The sequence below is a fragment of the Bradyrhizobium sediminis genome, assembly GCF_018736105.1.
GTDB lineage: Bacteria > Pseudomonadota > Alphaproteobacteria > Rhizobiales > Xanthobacteraceae > Bradyrhizobium.
This window is the reverse complement of record NZ_CP076135.1, coordinates 2,679,000-2,696,327: the sequence shown is the minus strand read 5'-3', so window position 1 is coordinate 2,696,327 and position 17,328 is coordinate 2,679,000. Positions and strand designations below refer to the sequence as shown.

General features: G+C 62.8%; 16 protein-coding genes. 10 read left to right on the top strand and 6 right to left on the bottom strand.

Going from position 1 to position 17,328, the window contains the following annotated elements:
- Positions 1 to 151: 151 nt before the first annotated feature.
- Positions 152 to 1,144: an MBL fold metallo-hydrolase gene (locus KMZ68_RS12780; RefSeq protein ID WP_371741474.1), complete on the top strand. Its 993-nt coding sequence runs from the start codon at positions 152 to 154 to the stop codon at positions 1,142 to 1,144.
- A 55-nt stretch (positions 1,145 to 1,199) separates the two neighbouring features.
- On the opposite strand, the gene KMZ68_RS12775 is transcribed toward KMZ68_RS12780, so the two are convergent.
- The gene (locus KMZ68_RS12775) at positions 1,200 to 1,730 is read right to left on the bottom strand and encodes a DedA family protein (protein WP_215616313.1); all 531 of its coding nucleotides are present in this window, start codon (positions 1,728 to 1,730) and stop codon (positions 1,200 to 1,202) included.
- Positions 1,731 to 1,891: 161 nt separating this feature from the next.
- Complete coding sequence (locus KMZ68_RS12770; RefSeq protein WP_215616095.1) at positions 1,892 to 2,341, bottom strand: PEGA domain-containing protein; 450 nt, start codon at positions 2,339 to 2,341, stop codon at positions 1,892 to 1,894.
- 249 nt (positions 2,342 to 2,590) lie between these two features.
- Here KMZ68_RS12770 and parE point away from each other — a divergent pair, with 249 nt between their 5' ends.
- The 7 genes from parE (at position 2,591) to KMZ68_RS12735 (ending at position 10,240) form a co-directional block, all read left to right on the top strand.
- Positions 2,591 to 4,648, top strand: a complete 2,058-nt coding sequence (gene parE / locus KMZ68_RS12765; RefSeq protein ID WP_215616094.1) for a DNA topoisomerase IV subunit B — start codon at positions 2,591 to 2,593, stop codon at positions 4,646 to 4,648.
- Between the two features lie 218 nt (positions 4,649 to 4,866).
- The gene (locus tag KMZ68_RS12760) at positions 4,867 to 5,664 is read left to right on the top strand and encodes an outer membrane protein (RefSeq protein WP_215616093.1); all 798 of its coding nucleotides are present in this window, start codon (positions 4,867 to 4,869) and stop codon (positions 5,662 to 5,664) included.
- A 322-nt stretch (positions 5,665 to 5,986) separates the two neighbouring features.
- On the top strand, positions 5,987 to 6,784 hold the full coding sequence (locus KMZ68_RS12755; protein WP_215616092.1) for an outer membrane protein: 798 nt from the start codon (positions 5,987 to 5,989) through the stop codon (positions 6,782 to 6,784).
- Positions 6,785 to 6,958: 174 nt separating this feature from the next.
- On the top strand, positions 6,959 to 7,144 hold the full coding sequence (locus KMZ68_RS12750; protein WP_215616091.1) for a hypothetical protein: 186 nt from the start codon (positions 6,959 to 6,961) through the stop codon (positions 7,142 to 7,144).
- 194 nt (positions 7,145 to 7,338) lie between these two features.
- Complete coding sequence (locus KMZ68_RS12745) at positions 7,339 to 8,109, top strand: SDR family NAD(P)-dependent oxidoreductase (protein WP_215616090.1); 771 nt, start codon at positions 7,339 to 7,341, stop codon at positions 8,107 to 8,109.
- Between the two features lie 152 nt (positions 8,110 to 8,261).
- On the top strand, positions 8,262 to 8,987 hold the full coding sequence (locus tag KMZ68_RS12740; protein ID WP_215616089.1) for an outer membrane protein: 726 nt from the start codon (positions 8,262 to 8,264) through the stop codon (positions 8,985 to 8,987).
- 473 nt (positions 8,988 to 9,460) lie between these two features.
- A complete protein-coding gene (locus tag KMZ68_RS12735; RefSeq protein ID WP_215616088.1) occupies positions 9,461 to 10,240 on the top strand; it encodes an outer membrane protein in 780 nt (259 codons plus the stop codon).
- Positions 10,241 to 10,329: 89 nt separating this feature from the next.
- On the opposite strand, the gene KMZ68_RS12730 is transcribed toward KMZ68_RS12735, so the two are convergent.
- Together KMZ68_RS12730 and KMZ68_RS12725 are read right to left on the bottom strand one after the other, a co-directional pair.
- A complete protein-coding gene (locus KMZ68_RS12730) occupies positions 10,330 to 11,580 on the bottom strand; it encodes an FAD-dependent oxidoreductase (RefSeq protein WP_215616087.1) in 1,251 nt (416 codons plus the stop codon).
- Between the two features lie 21 nt (positions 11,581 to 11,601).
- The gene (locus KMZ68_RS12725) at positions 11,602 to 13,113 is read right to left on the bottom strand and encodes a caspase family protein (protein ID WP_215616086.1); all 1,512 of its coding nucleotides are present in this window, start codon (positions 13,111 to 13,113) and stop codon (positions 11,602 to 11,604) included.
- Between the two features lie 432 nt (positions 13,114 to 13,545).
- On the opposite strand from KMZ68_RS12725, the gene KMZ68_RS12720 reads away from it, so the two are divergent.
- Positions 13,546 to 15,045 (top strand): DEAD/DEAH box helicase, encoded by a 1,500-nt coding sequence (locus KMZ68_RS12720; RefSeq protein WP_215616085.1) that lies wholly within the window; start codon positions 13,546 to 13,548, stop codon positions 15,043 to 15,045.
- Positions 15,046 to 15,187: 142 nt separating this feature from the next.
- Entirely contained in the window at positions 15,188 to 16,261 is a 1,074-nt protein-coding gene (locus KMZ68_RS12715) for a GGDEF domain-containing protein (RefSeq protein WP_215616084.1), read from the top strand.
- A 122-nt stretch (positions 16,262 to 16,383) separates the two neighbouring features.
- On the opposite strand, the gene KMZ68_RS12710 is transcribed toward KMZ68_RS12715, so the two are convergent.
- Both KMZ68_RS12710 and KMZ68_RS12705 read right to left on the bottom strand, forming a co-directional pair.
- Positions 16,384 to 16,836 (bottom strand): TfoX/Sxy family protein, encoded by a 453-nt coding sequence (locus KMZ68_RS12710; RefSeq protein WP_215616083.1) that lies wholly within the window; start codon positions 16,834 to 16,836, stop codon positions 16,384 to 16,386.
- Between the two features lie 78 nt (positions 16,837 to 16,914).
- Positions 16,915 to 17,328: a HesB/IscA family protein gene (locus KMZ68_RS12705; RefSeq protein WP_215616082.1), complete on the bottom strand. Its 414-nt coding sequence runs from the start codon at positions 17,326 to 17,328 to the stop codon at positions 16,915 to 16,917.

The following is a 17,328-nucleotide window of genomic DNA, read 5'->3' as shown; positions in this document are numbered from 1 at the left end:
CCACCCGTCGTGTCCCGCCTCAAAAGTCTCTAAAAATGAACCGGAATTTTCGAACGGACCGGGGGTTTTAAGCCCCGGAACGAGTGGAATCTCTCCAGACCGGCTATCTCTTCGACTTCATGTCGCCACCAACACGAGGACACCACAAATGATAGAACTCACCCGCCGTGCGGCCCTGGTCGGCGTCGCTGCAACCACCGTTGTTCCGCTCGCCGGCATAACATCAGCCCGCGCCAACGCGCCGTTAGCCGACAAACAAGCTCCGAGTTTCTACCGGTACAAGATCGGCACGCACCAGATCACGGTCGTGTCCGACGGAATTACCGTTACCCCCCGACCCGACAATTATGTTGCCAATGCATCGAAGGACGAGGTCAGCAAGCTCTTCGAGGACAACTATCTGCCCCCGGACAAAGCGACCCACAGCTACAGCCCAATTGTTATCAACACCGGGTCGAAGCTTGTGGTGGTGGATACGGGTCTCGGTCCGGCCACCTTCGAACAAAGCAAAGGCAGGGTCGGACAGTTTCAGACCAATCTCGCGGCAGCAGGCATCGACCGCAACAGCGTCGATACGGTGATCATCTCGCATTTTCACGGAGACCACATCAACGGGCTCCTGACCGCGGACAACAAGGCCGCTTACCCGAATGCCGAGATCATGGTGCCATCAGCCGAGTGGAAATTCTGGATGGACGACGGCGAGATGAACAAGGGCGCCGGAAATCCCATTCTGGAAGGCAACTTCAAGAATTCGCGGCGCGTGTTCGATGCTCTCGGCCGCAAGGTGACGCAGTATGACGCCGGCAAGGAGATTGCTCCGGGCATCACCTCCCTCGCCAGCCCCGGTCATACGCCGGGCCATACCTCTTTCATCGTTGCGTCCGGCTCGGAAAAATTGCTGGTGCAGGTCGATATCACTGCCGGGGCCGCCTTCCTGTTCGTGAAGAATCCCCATTGGCAGTTGCTGTTTGATGTCGACAAACCGCTCGCCGTCGAGACACGGCGCAAGCTTTATGACATGGCGATTGCGGAAAAGATGCCGATCCAGGCGTTCCATGCCGGTTTCCCCGGACTCGTGCGAGTGGAAAAGGACGGGAACGGCTATCGCTGGGTTCCAGCGCTTTGGAATCCGGCGCTGTAAACCGGGATCGCGACGGTGCTGACCCTCTCCAACACCAAATGGAGAGGGTCAAAACCTACACCGCCCGCCAAAGCCATCCGGCGGTCAGCGCCATCACGTCGCCAAACAGCAGCAGTACCGCCGACCAGACCAGCGCGGATACGAAATTGGCGATTTGAAATTGCCAGTAAGGCATCTCGAATATGCCGGCCGCGAGCGGGACCGAAGCCCGCAGCGGTCCGAAAAATCGCCCGATGAAGATGCTCGGCACGCCCCAGTCCTTCACAAAGACCTCGCCGCGCTCCAGGATCCCCGGGTAGCGCGACAGCGGCCACATCTCGGCGACGTGCTCCTTGTACCGGAAGCCAACCCAGTAGGAGAGCCAATCGCCGAGCGCAGCGCCAATCCCGCCCGCCAGCCACACCGGCCAGAAGCTGATGCCGCTGACCCCGATCAGCGCGCCGATCGCAACCAATGCCCCCCAGGCCGGGACCACCAGCGAGATGAAGGCGAGCGATTCGCCGAATGCGAGCAGGAGCACGATGGGAGCGGCCCAGGCCTGATGATCGCGCACGAAGTCAGCCAAGGTGCGCGTAAAATCTTCCATGTCTAGAGAGCCTTCCCCGGCTGCCAACCTGATCGAGCGGGACATCGGACCTTTTTGGGATTCCGATGCCGGAGGACAGGTAAGCCAACCCCTTCCGTGACATCAAGTCACAAAGGCGGGGACTGCGCGTGAGCTCCTCGTATCGGGGCTAACTGCCGCCCTCAGCTCTGAGGCGGCGGCGGCCGTTTCGGCGACCGCGGCTTGGTCGCGCGCGGAGGCGCCGGCGCAACCGGCTGCAAGGTCACGATCACCGGATTTGGCTTGTGATCCAGCGCAGCGCCGGTGACGGCATCCACGCCCATGCCGACCAGCCCACCCAGCAGAACATTGCCCGCGAAGCCTGCCGCGCCGGTGCCGGGAATCTCCTTGGTCAGGGGGATGACCTGTGGCTCGTATCCCTCCTTGTTGAGCGTAACGGTGATGTCGGCGCTGCGCTTGGCCTGGACCACGCAGGGCGTCACGCAGGTCATTGGATTGTCGAGTCCGGATATTTCGGCAGTGGCGCCCGCCGGCGTCGACGAAATCGAAATGTTCTCGGTCGTTCCGCGCGTCACCGAGGCGCAGCCGATGCACGGCGATGCGATCGCCGCGGCCACAAGCAATCTGATCATTGAAAATTCCCCCGCGAAAATCTTTCACGCAACCGCAGCGCGAATGCAAGGGGCCGTTCGCGATAGCGTTGGGTACTGTTAATTGCGCTCCGCCTCCGGGCGGCAAAGCTGCTGACCTCGCGCGTCCCGGGCGGATTTGCGGCTGGCGACGTTATGGATGCCGCCCGCCGTCACTTTTTGAGCTCATCCGTGGCATAGTCAGAGAAACCGATTCGCCGCGCCCGACGCGCGCGCAACATATGAAGAACCATGTCCAAGCCATTGAAATCTGCTGCAAAAACCAAATCCGGTGACGATCTATTCGGGGCCGCGGCGCCGAAGGGCCGCGCCCCGCTCAAGGTCGCCTCGCGCGCCTCCAGCGCCGAAGCCGGCTACACCGCGGCCGATATCGAGGTGCTCGAAGGCCTCGAACCGGTGCGCCGCCGGCCCGGCATGTATATCGGCGGCACCGACGAGAAGGCGCTGCACCACCTGTTCGCGGAAGTGATCGACAATTCCATGGACGAGGCGCTGGCGGGCCATGCCTCCTTCATCGAGGTGGAGCTTTCCGCCGACGGGTTTCTGACCGTGTCGGACAACGGCCGCGGCATTCCGGTCGACCCGCATCCGAAATTTCCGAAGAAGTCCGCGCTCGAAGTCATCATGTGCACGCTGCACTCCGGCGGCAAATTCGACTCCAAGGTCTATGAGACGTCAGGCGGTCTGCACGGCGTCGGCGTGTCCGTGGTGAACGCGCTGTCCTCGCGGCTCGAGGTCGAGGTCGCCCGCAGCCAGAAGCTCTATCGGATGAGTTTCGAGCGCGGCCATCCCAAGGGCAAGCTCGAGGATCTCGGCAAGATCAACAACCGCCGCGGCACCCGCATCCGCTTCAAGCCGGATACCGAGATTTTCGGCGCCAAGGCCGCCTTCAAGCCGCAGCGGCTGTTCAAGATGGCGCGCTCCAAGGCCTATCTGTTCGGCGGCGTCGAAATCCGCTGGCGCTGCGATCCGGCCTTGCTGAAGGGCATCGAGGGCGTGCCGGCCGAGGACAGCTTTCATTTCGCCGGCGGATTGAAGGATTATCTCGCCGCGGCCGTTCATGCCGACACCCTGGTGCATCCGGATATCTTCTCCGGCAAGTCGGGCCGGGTCGGCGCCCATGGCGCCTGCGAATGGGCGGTGGCGTGGACCGCGGATGCCGACGGTTTCCTGTCCTCCTATTGCAACACCGTGCCGACGCAGGATGGCGGCACCCACGAATCCGGCATGCGCAGCGCGCTGCTGCGCGGCCTGAAGGACCACGCCGAACGCGTCGGCCAGGGCAAGCGCGCCGCTTCCATCACCTCGGAAGACGTCATGGTCGGCGCCGCCGTGATGCTCAGCGTGTTCGTGCGCGAGCCGGAATTCCAGGGCCAGACCAAGGACCGCCTCGCCACATCAGAAGCCCAGCGCATCGTCGAGCAGGCGATCAAGGACCCGTTCGACCACTGGCTGTCGGGCAATCCGCTGCAAGCCAACAAGCTCCTGGATTTCGTCATTGAGCGCGCCGACGAGCGGCTGCGCCGCCGCGCCGAGAAGGAAATCTCGCGCAAGACTGCGACGAAGAAAGCGCGCTTGCCGGGCAAGCTCTCCGACTGCACCAATTCAGCCGCCGAAGGCTCCGAGCTGTTCATCGTCGAAGGCGACTCGGCCGGCGGCAGCGCCAAGCAGGCGCGCGACCGCAAGACCCAGGCGATCCTTCCCCTGCGCGGCAAGATTCTCAACGTCGCCTCCGCCACCAAGGACAAGCTCATCGCCAATGCGCAGCTTGCCGACCTGATGCAGGCGATCGGCTGCGGCACCGGCGCGAACTACCGCGAAGAGGACCTGCGCTACGCCCGTATCATCGTCATGACCGACGCCGACGTCGACGGCGCGCATATCGCCTCGTTGCTGATCACATTCTTCTACCGGCAGATGCCGCGGCTGATCGACGAGGGCCACCTCTATCTCGCGGTGCCGCCGCTCTACCGCCTCACCCACGGTTCAAAGACGGTCTACGCCCGCGACGACGCCCACAAGGATCAGCTCCTGAAGAGCGAATTCAACGCCAACGCCAAGGTCGATGTCGGCCGCTTCAAGGGCCTCGGCGAAATGATGCCGGCGCAGCTCAAGGAAACCACCATGGATCCGGCCAAGCGCACGTTGCTGCGCGTGGTGCTGTTGGCCGACGACCGCGAGGGCACCGCCGATTCGGTCGAGCGGCTGATGGGCTCCAAGGCGGAAGCGCGCTTTGCCTTCATTTCCGACAAGGCCGAATTCGCCAGTGAGGATTTGCTGGACGTCTAGGTCGCCGCTGCGATGCCGTATTTGGCTATCCCGGAGCCAATTTACCCCGATATCAGCCGGGTTTGCTGACTTTCCACATGCGTCGTTTTCGGAGGGGTGTGTTCCCCCAGACACAGCTTTTCGGATGAGACTGGTTATAGTTTCCTGACAGTTTGAGATTCTAAACGCGCGAATTTGACGCTGGTTACGGCCGACCGCCTATCAACTGGGGAATTGAGATGAAGAAGCTGGTCGTCACGTTGTCCGCGTTCGCGGCATTTTCCGGATCGGCGCTTGCCGCCGATATGGCACCCCGCGCCTACACCAAAGCTCCGGTACCGGTCGCGGCGGTCGTCAACTGGACCGGCTGCTACGTCGGCGGCGGCTTCGGTTTCGGCATGTGGAACCAGGAAAACACCCGTTACAACGACGTCGCGCCCGGCGTCAGAGTCCAAGCCGGCGAAACCGCGACGACCGGAGGTCGGGGCTATCTCGGGACCGTGCAGGCCGGTTGCGACTATCAGTTTCCGGCGCTGGGCACCGGCTTTGTGGTTGGCGTCTTCGGTGACTACGACTTCGCCAGCATGAAGGGCACGCTCAACTATCCCGTTTCGACCTTGTACGGCGACGAGAAGCTGAGCTCCGCATGGTCGGTCGGTGGCCGCATCGGCTGGTTGGTGACGCCCAGCCTGCTGACCTATTTCTCGGGCGGTTATACGGAAGCGACATTTGATCGCACCGATTTCCACGTTAACCTCGCCGTTCCACCGGTATCCGTCAATTATATCAACCAGCAGACTTACAAGGGTTACTTCTTGGGGGCCGGCGACGAGTACGCACTGAGCTTCCTGCCCGGCCTGTTCTGGAAGACCGAATATCGGTTCTCGGAATTCAATACCAAGACCAACCCCGTCTATACTACGGCGACCAATACGTACGCCGACAGTTCAATTGACTCCAAGAAGTACACCCACTCCATCCGCAGCGAGCTGGTTTACCGCTTCAACTGGGGTGGTCCGGTCGTCGCGAAGTACTGATCTCTCCTGGACTTGAGCATCTCAAAAGCCCCGGCATCGCCCGGGGCTTTTTTGCTTGGAGATGATGGTGCCCTCCTCCAACCGAGGCATCCAGCCGTGCCCTCGCCGGGCGCGCGTCAATGTGGCGACCGTAGTTTGGTGCCGATTTTTCTCGATATCGGCCCAGTTTGCTGACTTTCCGCATGCGTGTTTTCGGACGGGTGTGTTCCCCCAGACACAGCTTTTCGGATGAAACTGGCTATAGTTCCCTGACAGTTTGAGATTCTAAACGCGCGAATTTAACGCTGGTCTGGGTCGACCGCTTATTTACTGGGGAATTGAGATGAAGAAACTGGTCGTCACATTGTCAGCGTTCGCGGCATTTACCGGATCGGCGCTTGCCGCCGATATGGCGCCCCGCGCCTACACCAAGGCTCCCGTGCCGGTCGCGGCGGTGGTCAACTGGACCGGCTGCTACGTCGGCGGCGGCTTCGGTTTCGGCATGTGGAACCAGGAAAACACCCGTTATGACGACCGCACGCCCGGCGTCAGAAACCGACTTACCGAAACCGCGACGACCGGCGGTCGGGGCTATCTCGGGACCGTGCAGGCGGGCTGCGACTATCAGTTCCCTGCGCTGGGCACCAGCTTTGTGGTTGGCGTCTTCGGCGACTACGACTTCGCCAGCATGAAGGGCACGCTCAACTATCCCGTTTCGAACTTGTACGGCGACGAGAAGCTGAGTTCCGCGTGGTCGGTCGGTGGCCGCATCGGCTGGTTGGTGACGCCCAGCCTGCTGACCTATTTCTCGGGCGGTTATACGGAAGCAACATTTGACCGCACCGATTTCCACGTTAACCTCGCCGTTCCCCCAGTATCCGTCAATTATATCAACCAGCAGACTTACAAGGGTTACTTCCTCGGCGCCGGCGACGAGTACGCACTGAGCTTCCTGCCTGGCCTGTTCTGGAAGACCGAATACCGGTTCTCGGAATTCAATGCCAAGACCAACCCCGTCTACAATACCGCGACCAATACGCTCACTACTGAGTCTCTCGACTCCAAGAAGTGGACCCACAGCATCCGCAGCGAGCTGGTTTACCGCTTCAACTGGGGTGGCCCGGTCGTCGCGAAGTACTGATCTCTCCCGAGAGTGAACAACTCAAAAGCCCCGGCATATTGCCGGGGCTTTTTTGTGCCTGTGGGATCTGTTAGCGCCCCACCGGGAAGCCTCCGGCCCCGCCCTTGCCCTCGCTGCTTCCACACGTCAGGGTGGCAGCGTTGCCCGCGGGACCACGGCCAGCGAGGAAGAGCGATGCGCAGATGGCTTTTGATCGCCGGTGTCCTTGCATCCGCGATGGGACTGCTCTGGATCGGCCAGGGCACCGGTGTGATCGCCTGGCCGGCATCGAGCTTCATGATCAGCCAGATCCAGTGGGCCTGGTACGGCGCGGCGCTGGCCGCGCTCGGACTGATCCTGATCTGGCAGGGATGGCGGTAGAAAATTAAGATGAGAATCGTCATGCCCGGCCAAAAGCGCGAAGCGCGTCTTCGCGCCAGATGTGCCGGGCATCCACGTCTTTCTTGCTGCCATGATGGTCAAAGACGTGGATGGCCGGGCATAGGCGAGCGGAAGCGACGCCGTCCTTCGGACGGCTATGCCCGGCCATGACGATGGAAAGAAGGACGTCACCAATGACAACAAGACTGTTCGATCTCAGCGGCAAGGTGGCTGTGGTCACCGGCGGCAATGGCGGCATTGGGCTCGGCATGGCGCGGGGATTGGCAGAAGCCGGCGCCGATATTGCCGTGGTCGGACGCGATCAAGCGAAGTCGAACGCTGCGGTCGCCGACCTCAGGACGCGTGGCGTCAAGGCGATATCCGTCACAGCCGACGTCACCGACCAACCGGCAGTCGCGGCCATGGTGGAGCGCGTCGGCAAGGAGCTCGGCCGCATCGACATTCTCGTCAACAATGCCGGCATCAATATCCGCAAGGCCCCGCACGCGCTCGCGCTCGCGGAATGGGACAGCGTCATCAGGACCAACCTCACCAGCGCGTTCCTGTGCTCGCAGGCGGCCTACCCCGCCATGAAGGCCGCAGGCGGCGGCAAGATCATCAATATCGGCTCGATGATGTCGATCTTCGGCGCCAGTTTTGCGCCGGCCTACGCCGCCAGCAAGGGCGGCATCGTGCAGTTCACCCGCTCCTGCGCGGCGGCCTGGGCCGCCGACGGCATCCAGGTCAACGCCATTCTGCCGGGCTGGATCGATACCGACCTGACCAGGCGCGCCCGCGTTGAGATCGACGGCCTGCACGACAAGGTGCTGGCGCGCACGCCTGCGGCGCGCTGGGGCGCCATCGCCGACTTCGCGGGCATCGCGGTGTTTCTTGCCTCAGGCGCCTCCGATTTCGTCACCGGGTCAGCTATTCCCGTCGATGGCGGCTTCTCGATCATGGGCTAAACTACTGACAGCGCTGGTATTTAAGCGAACGGCATTTGAGTGCCAACCGCCGATTTGCCTCGGCATGTTGCGTCAGGGTGACAGCATTTTCCCGATTCCCCAGCTAGAAAAGATCAGACGTATTTATCGCTGCCTGCGCAGGGGAGAATCTCATGAAAAAGGTTATGCTGGCAATTTCCGCCCTCGTCTTGGGCACCGTGGCTGCTTCGGCTGCCGACATGGCGGTCAAGGCCCGCCCCGCGCCGATGGTTGCGCCGCTCTATGACTGGTCCGGTTGCTACATCGGCGGCCAGCTCGGCGGAACCTGGGGCCGTTCGAATGTCAATATCCCGAACTATCCGGCCAACTTCGATACGGATTCTTCGGGTTTCTCCGGCGGCGTGCTGGCTGGTTGCCAGTTCATGACCCAGAGCCGCATCGTGTTCGGTATCGAGGGTGACTACAGCTGGATGGATCTGGACAGCACCCACCTCACGACGGGACTTGGCAATACCGAGCTCTACCACGTTCACTACGACCAGATGGCTTCGATCCGCGGCCGGCTTGGCTACTCGCCCATGACCATGCCGAACGTGTTGCTGTACGTGACCGGCGGCTATGCGGCGGCGAATCTGAGCCAAGCCAATTACATCCCGCTGGCACCCGCGGCGAATGCTTTCCGGAGCGGCTGGTCCAACGGCTGGATCGTTGGTGGTGGCGCCGAATGGGCGTTCGCTTCGAACTGGATTGCAGGCGTCGAATATCTGTACTCATCGTTCGATCGTCAGGACTTCGTCTACAACGGACCGACCTCGGTCAAGCTCACTGACGTCAGCACCGTGCGGGCGCGCCTGAGCTACAAGTTCAACTGGGCAACCCCGGTTGTCGCGAAGTACTGAGCGACGCTCCACTGAAAAACCGAAAGCCCCGGCATCGTCCGGGGCTTTTTGTTTGCGGGGAGATCATCATCCACGAGCCCCGATAGCGCGCGGGGCATCAGGCGGACAGACAGTCCGGTGAGCGCACATGGTCCGGCCGCGCACCCCAAGGCCGCCGTGCAAACACGTTCTCGCCCTCATCGGCGAATGACGGCAGCCCGTGAATCACTCGGGTCTCCTTGCGGGGGTCCTTCGTGCATACGGACGCACGCATACTTAGGAGAGCTGCGAAGCTTGGGTGCGATACCCGCAAGCGGTCCCGGGCAGCCTGCCCCGCCGGGGAGTCCGCTTCCGTGAGCGGTCACCCCATTGCCAGCGTCGATTGCACTTACCTGTGGCAGATCGGTGACGGACAGGTGGGCCGAATTCCGCTTAGGGTACGTCCAAGATTTCGCTCATTGGCAAAAAATTCGTAAGAAGTAAGGGGCATCTCCGTGAAAAAATTTGCACTGGCAGCGGCTGCCATTTTCGCGCTCTTCACCGGAGCGGCCTCCGCGGCCGACATGGCAGTCAAGGCCCGGCCCGTGGTGGCCCCTGCCCCGGTGTTTAGCTGGACCGGCTTCTATATCGGCGTCCACGGTGGCGGCGCGTGGTTCGACAAGGCCTGGGCCGCTCCCCTGACGCCCCTCAACATCGCAGGAGGTTGCCCGGGCTGTCCGATCTCCGTGGGTGGCCATACCGGTTCAAGCTGGCTCGCCGGCGCGCAAGCGGGCTTCAACTACCAGACCGGAATGTGGGTGCTCGGCGTCGAAGTCGATGGCTCCTGGACCGATCTGAGGGGATCGAACGCCAACGCATTGGCACCCGCTTTGCTCCGCAACAATTCCGAGACCCGCGCCTTCGCAACCGCCGCGGGCCGTGTCGGTATCGCTGCCAACCGGGCCCTGTTCTACGTGAAGGGTGGCGGCGCCTGGGCCGACGACACCTTCTTCGTCAGCTCCGCCGCAGCGCCGAACGTCCCGCTTCAGCTGAGCGACTCCACGCGCTGGGGCTGGATGGTTGGCGTCGGTGTCGAGTACGCTTTCACGAACAACTGGTCGGTGAAGGCGGAGTACAACCACCTCGACTTCGGCACGCACACCGAGACCTTGCAGCCGCAACCGAACTGCGCATGCGCTGCCTTCCAGTATGACGTGCGGCAGACCGTCGATCTGGTGAAGGTCGGCCTCAACTATCGCTTCGGCTGGGCCGGGCCGGTGGTTGCCAAGTACTGACCAAGTACTGACGGCCACGAAGCACGGATCGTTCAAACATCAAGCCCCGGCGCAAGCCGGGGCTTTTTGCTGTGTGACCGGCATTCAGCTCAGCCGCCGGGCGGCGACTGGACATGCTCCGGCCGCACCCCAAGGCCGACGAACCGCGCGGTGATGCCCTGCAGCCAGGGCACCGCGCTGATCAGCCGCAATACCGCGGGGACCTTCATCCGCGCGTTGCCCGGCTTCAGCGCGGCGCTGACGATCCTGTTCTGGACAACGACCTGCATCCGCTGCGTCATCCGCACGGGAAACTCGCGGCGCCGCCGCACCGCGTCGAGTTCGTCCTCCGACGGGCACGCGTTCGCCAGCTTCGCCGCCAGGAGGTTGGCGGTCGCAACCGCATCCTGCACCGCGAGGTTGACGCCGACCCCGCCGACCGGCGACATCGCATGCGCGGCGTCGCCGATGCACAGCAGCCCCGGCAGGGTCCAGCGCTTCAGCCGGTTGATCGCAACCGTCAGCAGCTTGACGTCGTCCCAGCCCTTCACCTCGGCGAGCCCCGATTTGAGGACCGGCGCCATTCGCGCGACGTCGTCGAGCAGGGCCGGCAGCCCCCTCGCCTTCACCGCGTCGTACCGCCCCTTGGGAATGACGTAGGCGCATTGCCAATAGTCGCCGCGATCGAACGTCACCATCATCTTGCCGGGGTCGACGCGCGCGAACAGGTTTTCGGTCTCGCCCTCCCGCTTGCCGGCGCGAAACCACAATACATCCATCGGCGCGCCGATTTCCTCGACCGCAAGTCCTGCTCGTTCTCGCACCAACGAATGGCGGCCGTCGCAGGCAATGGTGAGATCGGCGCGGATGTCGATGACGCCATCCGGCGTCTTCGCCTTCACGCCTTTGATGCGATCGCCGTCATGGAGAAGATCGATCGCCTCGGTGCTCATCATCACCTTGAGCGAAGCGAACCGCCTGCCGCTCTCGCGCAGGAAGTTGAGAAAATCCCACTGCGGCATGAAGGCGATGAACGGATACTTCGCACGGAGCCGGCGCAAATCGGCGATCCGCACCCGCTCGCCGCCGAACATTCCCTCCAACTTCTGCAAGCGCTGATGCGGCAATTTCAAAAACCCGTCGATCAGCCCGAGTTCGTCCATCACCTGCAGCGTCGAGGGATGCACGGTGTCGCCGCGAAAATCGCGGAAGAAATCGGCGTGTTTCTCCAGCATGATCGTATCAACGCCAGCGCGGCCGAGCAGATAGCCCAGCATCATGCCGGCCGGGCCGCCGCCGACGATACAGCACCGCGATGTGATGGTGCGCGGGAGTTGTTCCGGAGTAGAACTCGCGTCCAAGGCTTGCCCTCGCCGATCAGATCAGCGCCTGAAACTCTTGATCTCGGAAACGCTGCCGTCGCGATAGGTCAATTCCACCGAGACCGATTTGGTCGCGGGCGCGAGCTTCAGGTAGGGCTGCGCCTCGTGCGGAATGACGCTGGGATCCCTGGGATCGCACGGCGGCATCTTCAGCACCTTGTCCGGCATCGCCGTATCGATGCCGACGCGCACTTCGCGGATCGCGCAGCGATACGACATCAGGTGGGTATAATAGACCAGGAGCCCGTTGAACTCGCGGAACGACAGCCAGCTGGTCGCGGTCATGTCGAGGATCTTGCGCTGGTCGCGGATCAGCGCCGCTTCCGGATCGAACCGGATCGGAAACGGCCCCTGCAATTCGCCCTGGATGTCGACATAGCGGACCTGGATCGTCGCCGCCAGCGCGTCGGCGGGCAATTCGATCGACGGGTTGGGCATCCGCTTGCGGGTGCGCGGATCGAGCGTGTCGATGAAACCGGTCTCGCGGAATTCGCTGGTCTCGCCGATCCGCCATGAAATCCCGAGCGTCGGATCGGCGATCGAGAACACCACGGTCCAGCCGCCATTGTGGCGGGAGAATGCGGCGATCGGCGCATTGACGCTTTCGTTCGACGGCGCAAGGCGCTGCACCGGCGGCAAGGCAGCGACCTTCTGCAAGGGCTCGGCGGGTTTTGCAGTTTCCCCGGCGGTTTCGGCCTGCCCCTTCGCAACGCCGTTCAGAAACACGTCGTCGACCATCTGGTCGAAATAAACCGGGATCTGCTTGTGGCGCACGGTCTCCGCCGCCTCGCTGACGAGGCGCCGGGTGCGCTGCGCGACCTGCACGAGATTGGCGCCGGGCTGCGTCAGCTCCCTGGCGAAGGTCCGCGTGAACACCGAATTGGGATTGTCGTCGTTGTTGGAGAGCCGGTCGAGCGCGGTCTGCCGCGGGCCCGCCGAAAATACCGAGAACACGCCCTCCGGCAATTGCGTCATCGGCGCCAGACCGCCGCCGCCGGCGACCGCGCGGGTGCCGGCGCGTTCGAACGGATTGTTGCGGCAGGCGTCGAACACCAGAATGGCGGTACGCGCCTTCTTGTTCTGCAGCCGTTCGATGACGCGGTCTGCCAGGATCGAGGCGTCGCGCACCAGTTCTTCCTGGCCCTCGGTCGCCGCGGGCACGTCGGTCGGCAACAGAAAGTTCTGTCCGGCGATCTCAAAGCCGTGGCCGGCGTAGAAGAAGAACGCGGTGTCGCCGGGCTCGACCGCCTTGTCGAACGCCAGCAGCGTCTGGCTGAACGCCGCCCGCGTCTGGTTCTCCGCCACCATCACGGAAAAGCCGAGCTGCTTCAGCGTATCGCCCATGGTGCGGGCGTCGTTGACCGCCTTCTGAAGTTTTGGAACGTTCCTGTAGTCGTTGTTGCCGATGACCAGCGCGACGCGCTTGGCGGCCTGCGCGGATTGAGCGAACGCCAGCAACGACGCCGCCAGACACCACGCCAAAGCGGTCCTCAAGGACAACCAGCTATTCATCCGCGTTCCCCGACTGCACGAATCATCCGCGGCTCGTGCGATCCGCTCTATGCCATAGTCGATAAACGAACAGCGCCGGTTCAATGGCGGCAATGCCCGTGGGAGTTGCGAACTGGCGCGCCAGAGAACCCGCCTCGCCCTGCCAATCCCCCGGCGCGGCCTTGTCACTTGACCGTTAAATGACGATGCGCCCCTTATTTGAGCGAAAACGTTAAGCTTTTTCGGCCATTTGGCCGGTTCCAAGATTGACTTTGGCCGTTTCACCCCTATGTTCCATTTCAACGCGGCCCTGGATCGAAACGCGATTCCCTTGGGTTAGCCGCTCGTCTGCGTAAGTCAGAACCCCCAGCTTCATAAAGCGCGCCGTTTCGGGGTTGAACGCGACAGCCTTTCTATCCTCGATTCCGAACGGCGGTGTCGACTAGAGGCTCAATGTCTTTTTCCCATCTCGGACTTTCCGACAAGGTGCTCGCCGCGGTTGCGGCCACCGGTTACACCACCCCTACCCCCATTCAGGAACAGGCGATCCCCCACGTTCTGGCCCGCCGCGACGTTCTCGGCATCGCCCAGACCGGCACCGGCAAGACCGCGGCCTTCGTCCTTCCGATGCTCACCCTGCTGGAAAAGGGCCGCGCCCGCGCCCGAATGCCCCGCACCCTGATCCTGGAGCCGACGCGCGAGCTCGCAGCCCAGGTCAAGGAGCAATTCGACAAATACGGCGCCGGGCAGAAGCTCAACGTGGCGCTCCTGATCGGCGGCGTTTCGTTCGGCGACCAGGACACCAAGCTGACACGCGGCGTCGATGTGCTGATCGCGACCCCCGGCCGCCTGCTCGACCATACCGAACGCGGCGGGCTATTGCTCACCGGCGTCGAACTGCTGGTGATCGACGAAGCCGACCGCATGCTCGACATGGGCTTCATTCCCGACATCGAGCGCATCTGCAAGATGATCCCGTTCACGCGGCAGACGTTGTTCTTCACCGCAACGATGCCGCCGGAAATCGCCCGCATCACCGAAGCCTTCCTGCACAATCCGCAGCGGATCGAGGTTTCCAGGCCCGCCACCACCGCCGTCGGCGTGTCGCAATTCCAGATCAGTGTCGGTCGCGAGCCGCACGAGAAGCGTGAAGTGCTGCGCCGCCTGTTGCGCGACGCCAAGGATCTCAACAACGCGATCATCTTCTGCAATCGCAAGCGCGAGGTCGCGCTGCTGTACAAATCGCTGCACAAGCACGGCTTCAGCGTCGGCGCCCTGCACGGCGACATGGACCAGTCGGCGCGCACCGCAGCTCTCGATCAATTCCGCAAGGGCGAGATTCCGTTGCTGGTCGCTTCCGACGTCGCTGCCCGCGGCCTCGATATTCCGGCCGTGAGCCACGTCTTCAATTTCGACGTCCCGCATCATGCCGATGACTACGTCCACCGCATCGGCCGCACCGGCCGCGCCGGCCGCGCCGGCACGGCGATCTCCATCGTGACGCCGCTCGATCAGAAATCCATCGTCGCGATCGAAAAGCTGATCGGCCAAAGCATCCCCCACATCGAGGGCGGCAGCGCCGTTGAGCCGATTGAGGGCACCGCAGCTGCGCCCGGCGGCGAATCCGAGCAGCCGCGCCACTCCCGCGGACGCGATGGCGCAAGAGAAGGTTCAAGAGAAGGTTCGAGAGACGGATCAAGAGAAGGTTCGCGCGGCGGCCGCAAGCCGCGGCGCGAACGCGAACCGCGGCGTTCAGGCGGCGGCCGCAGTTCGGGTCCGCAGCCGCAAGCCGCAGCGGCGGCGTTCACGCCGCCGTCGGCTCCGCCTCCCTCGCGCGCACCTTCGATCGGCCGCCCCGAAGCGCCCCCGGCGCCACGCGACGCGTCATTGGAGCCTGCCGATCACTCGCACCTTCCGGCGTTCCTGTTGCGCCCGGTTCGCGCCCGAATCTAAATTTTTGTTCCGAACTTCAGTTAAAGGCCGGTAGGAACCCGTTTACCGGCCGTTCATTCTCCTACATTAACCTGCCGCCGATAATTTTATTGATTGCTGCGGGATGGCGGGCAACGCTGCCTGCCATGTGGGGACGAGACCTGTGATTAAGGTGCTGGACGAACATGAACGCACGATGGCCTTCGCCGAAGTCGCGCTGGGCCAGATCAAATCCCTCCGGCAAACCGCCGTCCCCCGCAACTATGAAATCTGGTACGTCTACGCCACCGGATACAATTCCCCCCTCAACAAGATCATCAACGAGACGCTGGCGCGCAACGGCAAGCTGACCGAGGCCGATCTCGAGCAGATCTACGAGACCTATCTCTCCCAGATCAAGACCACCGACCGCATCGACAAGGTCGGATCGCGCGTGATCGGCGAAATCGACGACGTGATGACGCTGATCGGCGAAGCGCTCGGCATGGCTGCGAGCTATGACGACAGCCTGACGGGTGCGACCCTGAAGCTTTCGGTCGCCCAGAAACCCGACCAGATCAAAGCGATCGTCGAATCGCTGGTGAAGTCCACCCGCGAGATGCGCGAGACCAACAAGGCGCTGGAAGACCGGCTTTCGCTGTCGAAGAACGAAATCAGCAACCTGCAGCAGAGCCTCGAGGCGATCAGGGCCGAAAGCCTGACCGATCCCCTGACCGGACTCGGCAACCGCAAATATTTCGACCGCTCGATTGAGACGGCGGTCCAGAACGCGCTCGCCAGCGGCGAACCGCTTTCACTTCTGATGTTCGATATCGACCACTTCAAATCGTTCAACGATTCCTATGGTCACCTCACCGGCGATCAGGTGCTGCGGCTGGTCGGCATGTCGCTGAAGCAGACTATCAAGGGCCAGGACATCACCGCCCGCTACGGCGGCGAGGAATTCGCGGTGGTGCTGCCCAACACCGCGTTGCGCCAGGCGCTGACGGTCGCCGATCACATCCGCCGCGCCGTCATGGCGAAGGAACTGAAGAAGAAATCCACCGGCGAAATTCTCGGCCGCGTCACCATCTCGGTCGGCGTTTCCATGCTGAAGCCGGGCGACGATACCGACGCGCTGATCGAACGCGCCGATGCCTGCCTCTACGCCGCCAAGCGCAACGGCCGCAACCGCGTGATCTGCGAAGTCGACCCGGAATACGCCGCCGAGACCCAGAGCCAGGTCCAGGTGGCGTGACGTTTCATTGCACGGATTCCGTTAGGTCCTCATGGTGAGGAGCGCATCTTGCGCGTCTCGAACCATGAGGCCGCGGGTGTCATTTGCAGCCATCCTTCGAGACGCGCCCTGGAGCGCGCTCCTCAGGATGAAGACTTTTTGCTCTTCGCCTTCTCAGGTTTCTTCGACGCCGGTTTCTTCCCTGCCGCCGTCTTGTTGCTCACAGCTTTCCTGGCGACCGCCTTCTTCGCCGGCTTGCGCGGCTTCGGACGCTTGCGCAAGGCAGCGCGCTGCGCCGCCGCCAGCGCCGCCTTCGCCCACACGCTCAGTTCCTCCGAATCGTCGAACAGCCGCGCCGGCAACTGCCAGTACGAGTTGACGGTAACGGTCTTCGCCCGCGTCTGGTACTGAAACGGCGTCGCCCCCTCGGCCTCGAACTGCGGTATCGTCGCCTCGTCAGCCCGGAAATAGAGTCCGGATCGCAGCGCGAGCGCGAAGTTGATGCCGTCGGCGGAAATGCCGAAGCCCGAAAACATCCGGCGGATGGTGACCGGGCCAAAATCCGAAAACAGATCGATCAGGAAATCGCGGTCCATGGCTGCCGGTCCATAGCGGGTATGGCTTGGCTTACATCAAGTCGTCATTGCGAGCCAACGGGTCGGCGCAGCCGGGACCTAGCCGTCCACGATCTTCGCAGGCGTCAGTTGCACGGATTCGCCGCAGCCGCAGGCGCCTGTCTGGTTCGGATTGTTGAAGATGAACTGCGCCGACATCTTGTCGACCTTGTAGTCCATCTCGGTTCCGAGCAGGAACAGCACCGCCTTGGGATCGACCAGGATCTTGACGCCCTTGTCCTCGACCACCTCGTCGGTGGGCCGGATCTCGTGGGCGTATTCGACCGTGTAGGATTGCCCGGCGCAGCCGCCGTTCTTGATCCCGACGCGAAGACCCACAATTTCGGAATCGGCGCGCCTGGTGAGTTCGGCAATGCGCTGCGCGGCGGCCTCGGTCAGTTTCATGACCTGCGGCCGCGGACGCGGCTTCGGCTTGGAGGCCGGTGTCGGAGAAATGGGCGTCATATCTGTCAT

Coding starts and splice junctions, on each gene's coding strand:
- KMZ68_RS12775 (WP_215616313.1), bottom strand. CDS start 1,730: ATGGAAGATTTTACGCGCACCTTGGCTGACTTCGTGCGCGATCATCAG.
- KMZ68_RS12770 (WP_215616095.1), bottom strand. CDS start 2,341: ATGATCAGATTGCTTGTGGCCGCGGCGATCGCATCGCCGTGCATCGGC.
- parE (WP_215616094.1), top strand. CDS start 2,591: ATGTCCAAGCCATTGAAATCTGCTGCAAAAACCAAATCCGGTGACGAT.
- KMZ68_RS12760 (WP_215616093.1), top strand. CDS start 4,867: ATGAAGAAGCTGGTCGTCACGTTGTCCGCGTTCGCGGCATTTTCCGGA.
- KMZ68_RS12755 (WP_215616092.1), top strand. CDS start 5,987: ATGAAGAAACTGGTCGTCACATTGTCAGCGTTCGCGGCATTTACCGGA.
- KMZ68_RS12750 (WP_215616091.1), top strand. CDS start 6,959: ATGCGCAGATGGCTTTTGATCGCCGGTGTCCTTGCATCCGCGATGGGA.
- KMZ68_RS12745 (WP_215616090.1), top strand. CDS start 7,339: ATGACAACAAGACTGTTCGATCTCAGCGGCAAGGTGGCTGTGGTCACC.
- KMZ68_RS12740 (WP_215616089.1), top strand. CDS start 8,262: ATGAAAAAGGTTATGCTGGCAATTTCCGCCCTCGTCTTGGGCACCGTG.
- KMZ68_RS12725 (WP_215616086.1), bottom strand. CDS start 13,113: ATGAATAGCTGGTTGTCCTTGAGGACCGCTTTGGCGTGGTGTCTGGCG.
- KMZ68_RS12720 (WP_215616085.1), top strand. CDS start 13,546: ATGTCTTTTTCCCATCTCGGACTTTCCGACAAGGTGCTCGCCGCGGTT.
- KMZ68_RS12710 (WP_215616083.1), bottom strand. CDS start 16,836: ATGGACCGCGATTTCCTGATCGATCTGTTTTCGGATTTTGGCCCGGTC.
- KMZ68_RS12705 (WP_215616082.1), bottom strand. CDS start 17,328: ATGACAGATATGACGCCCATTTCTCCGACACCGGCCTCCAAGCCGAAG.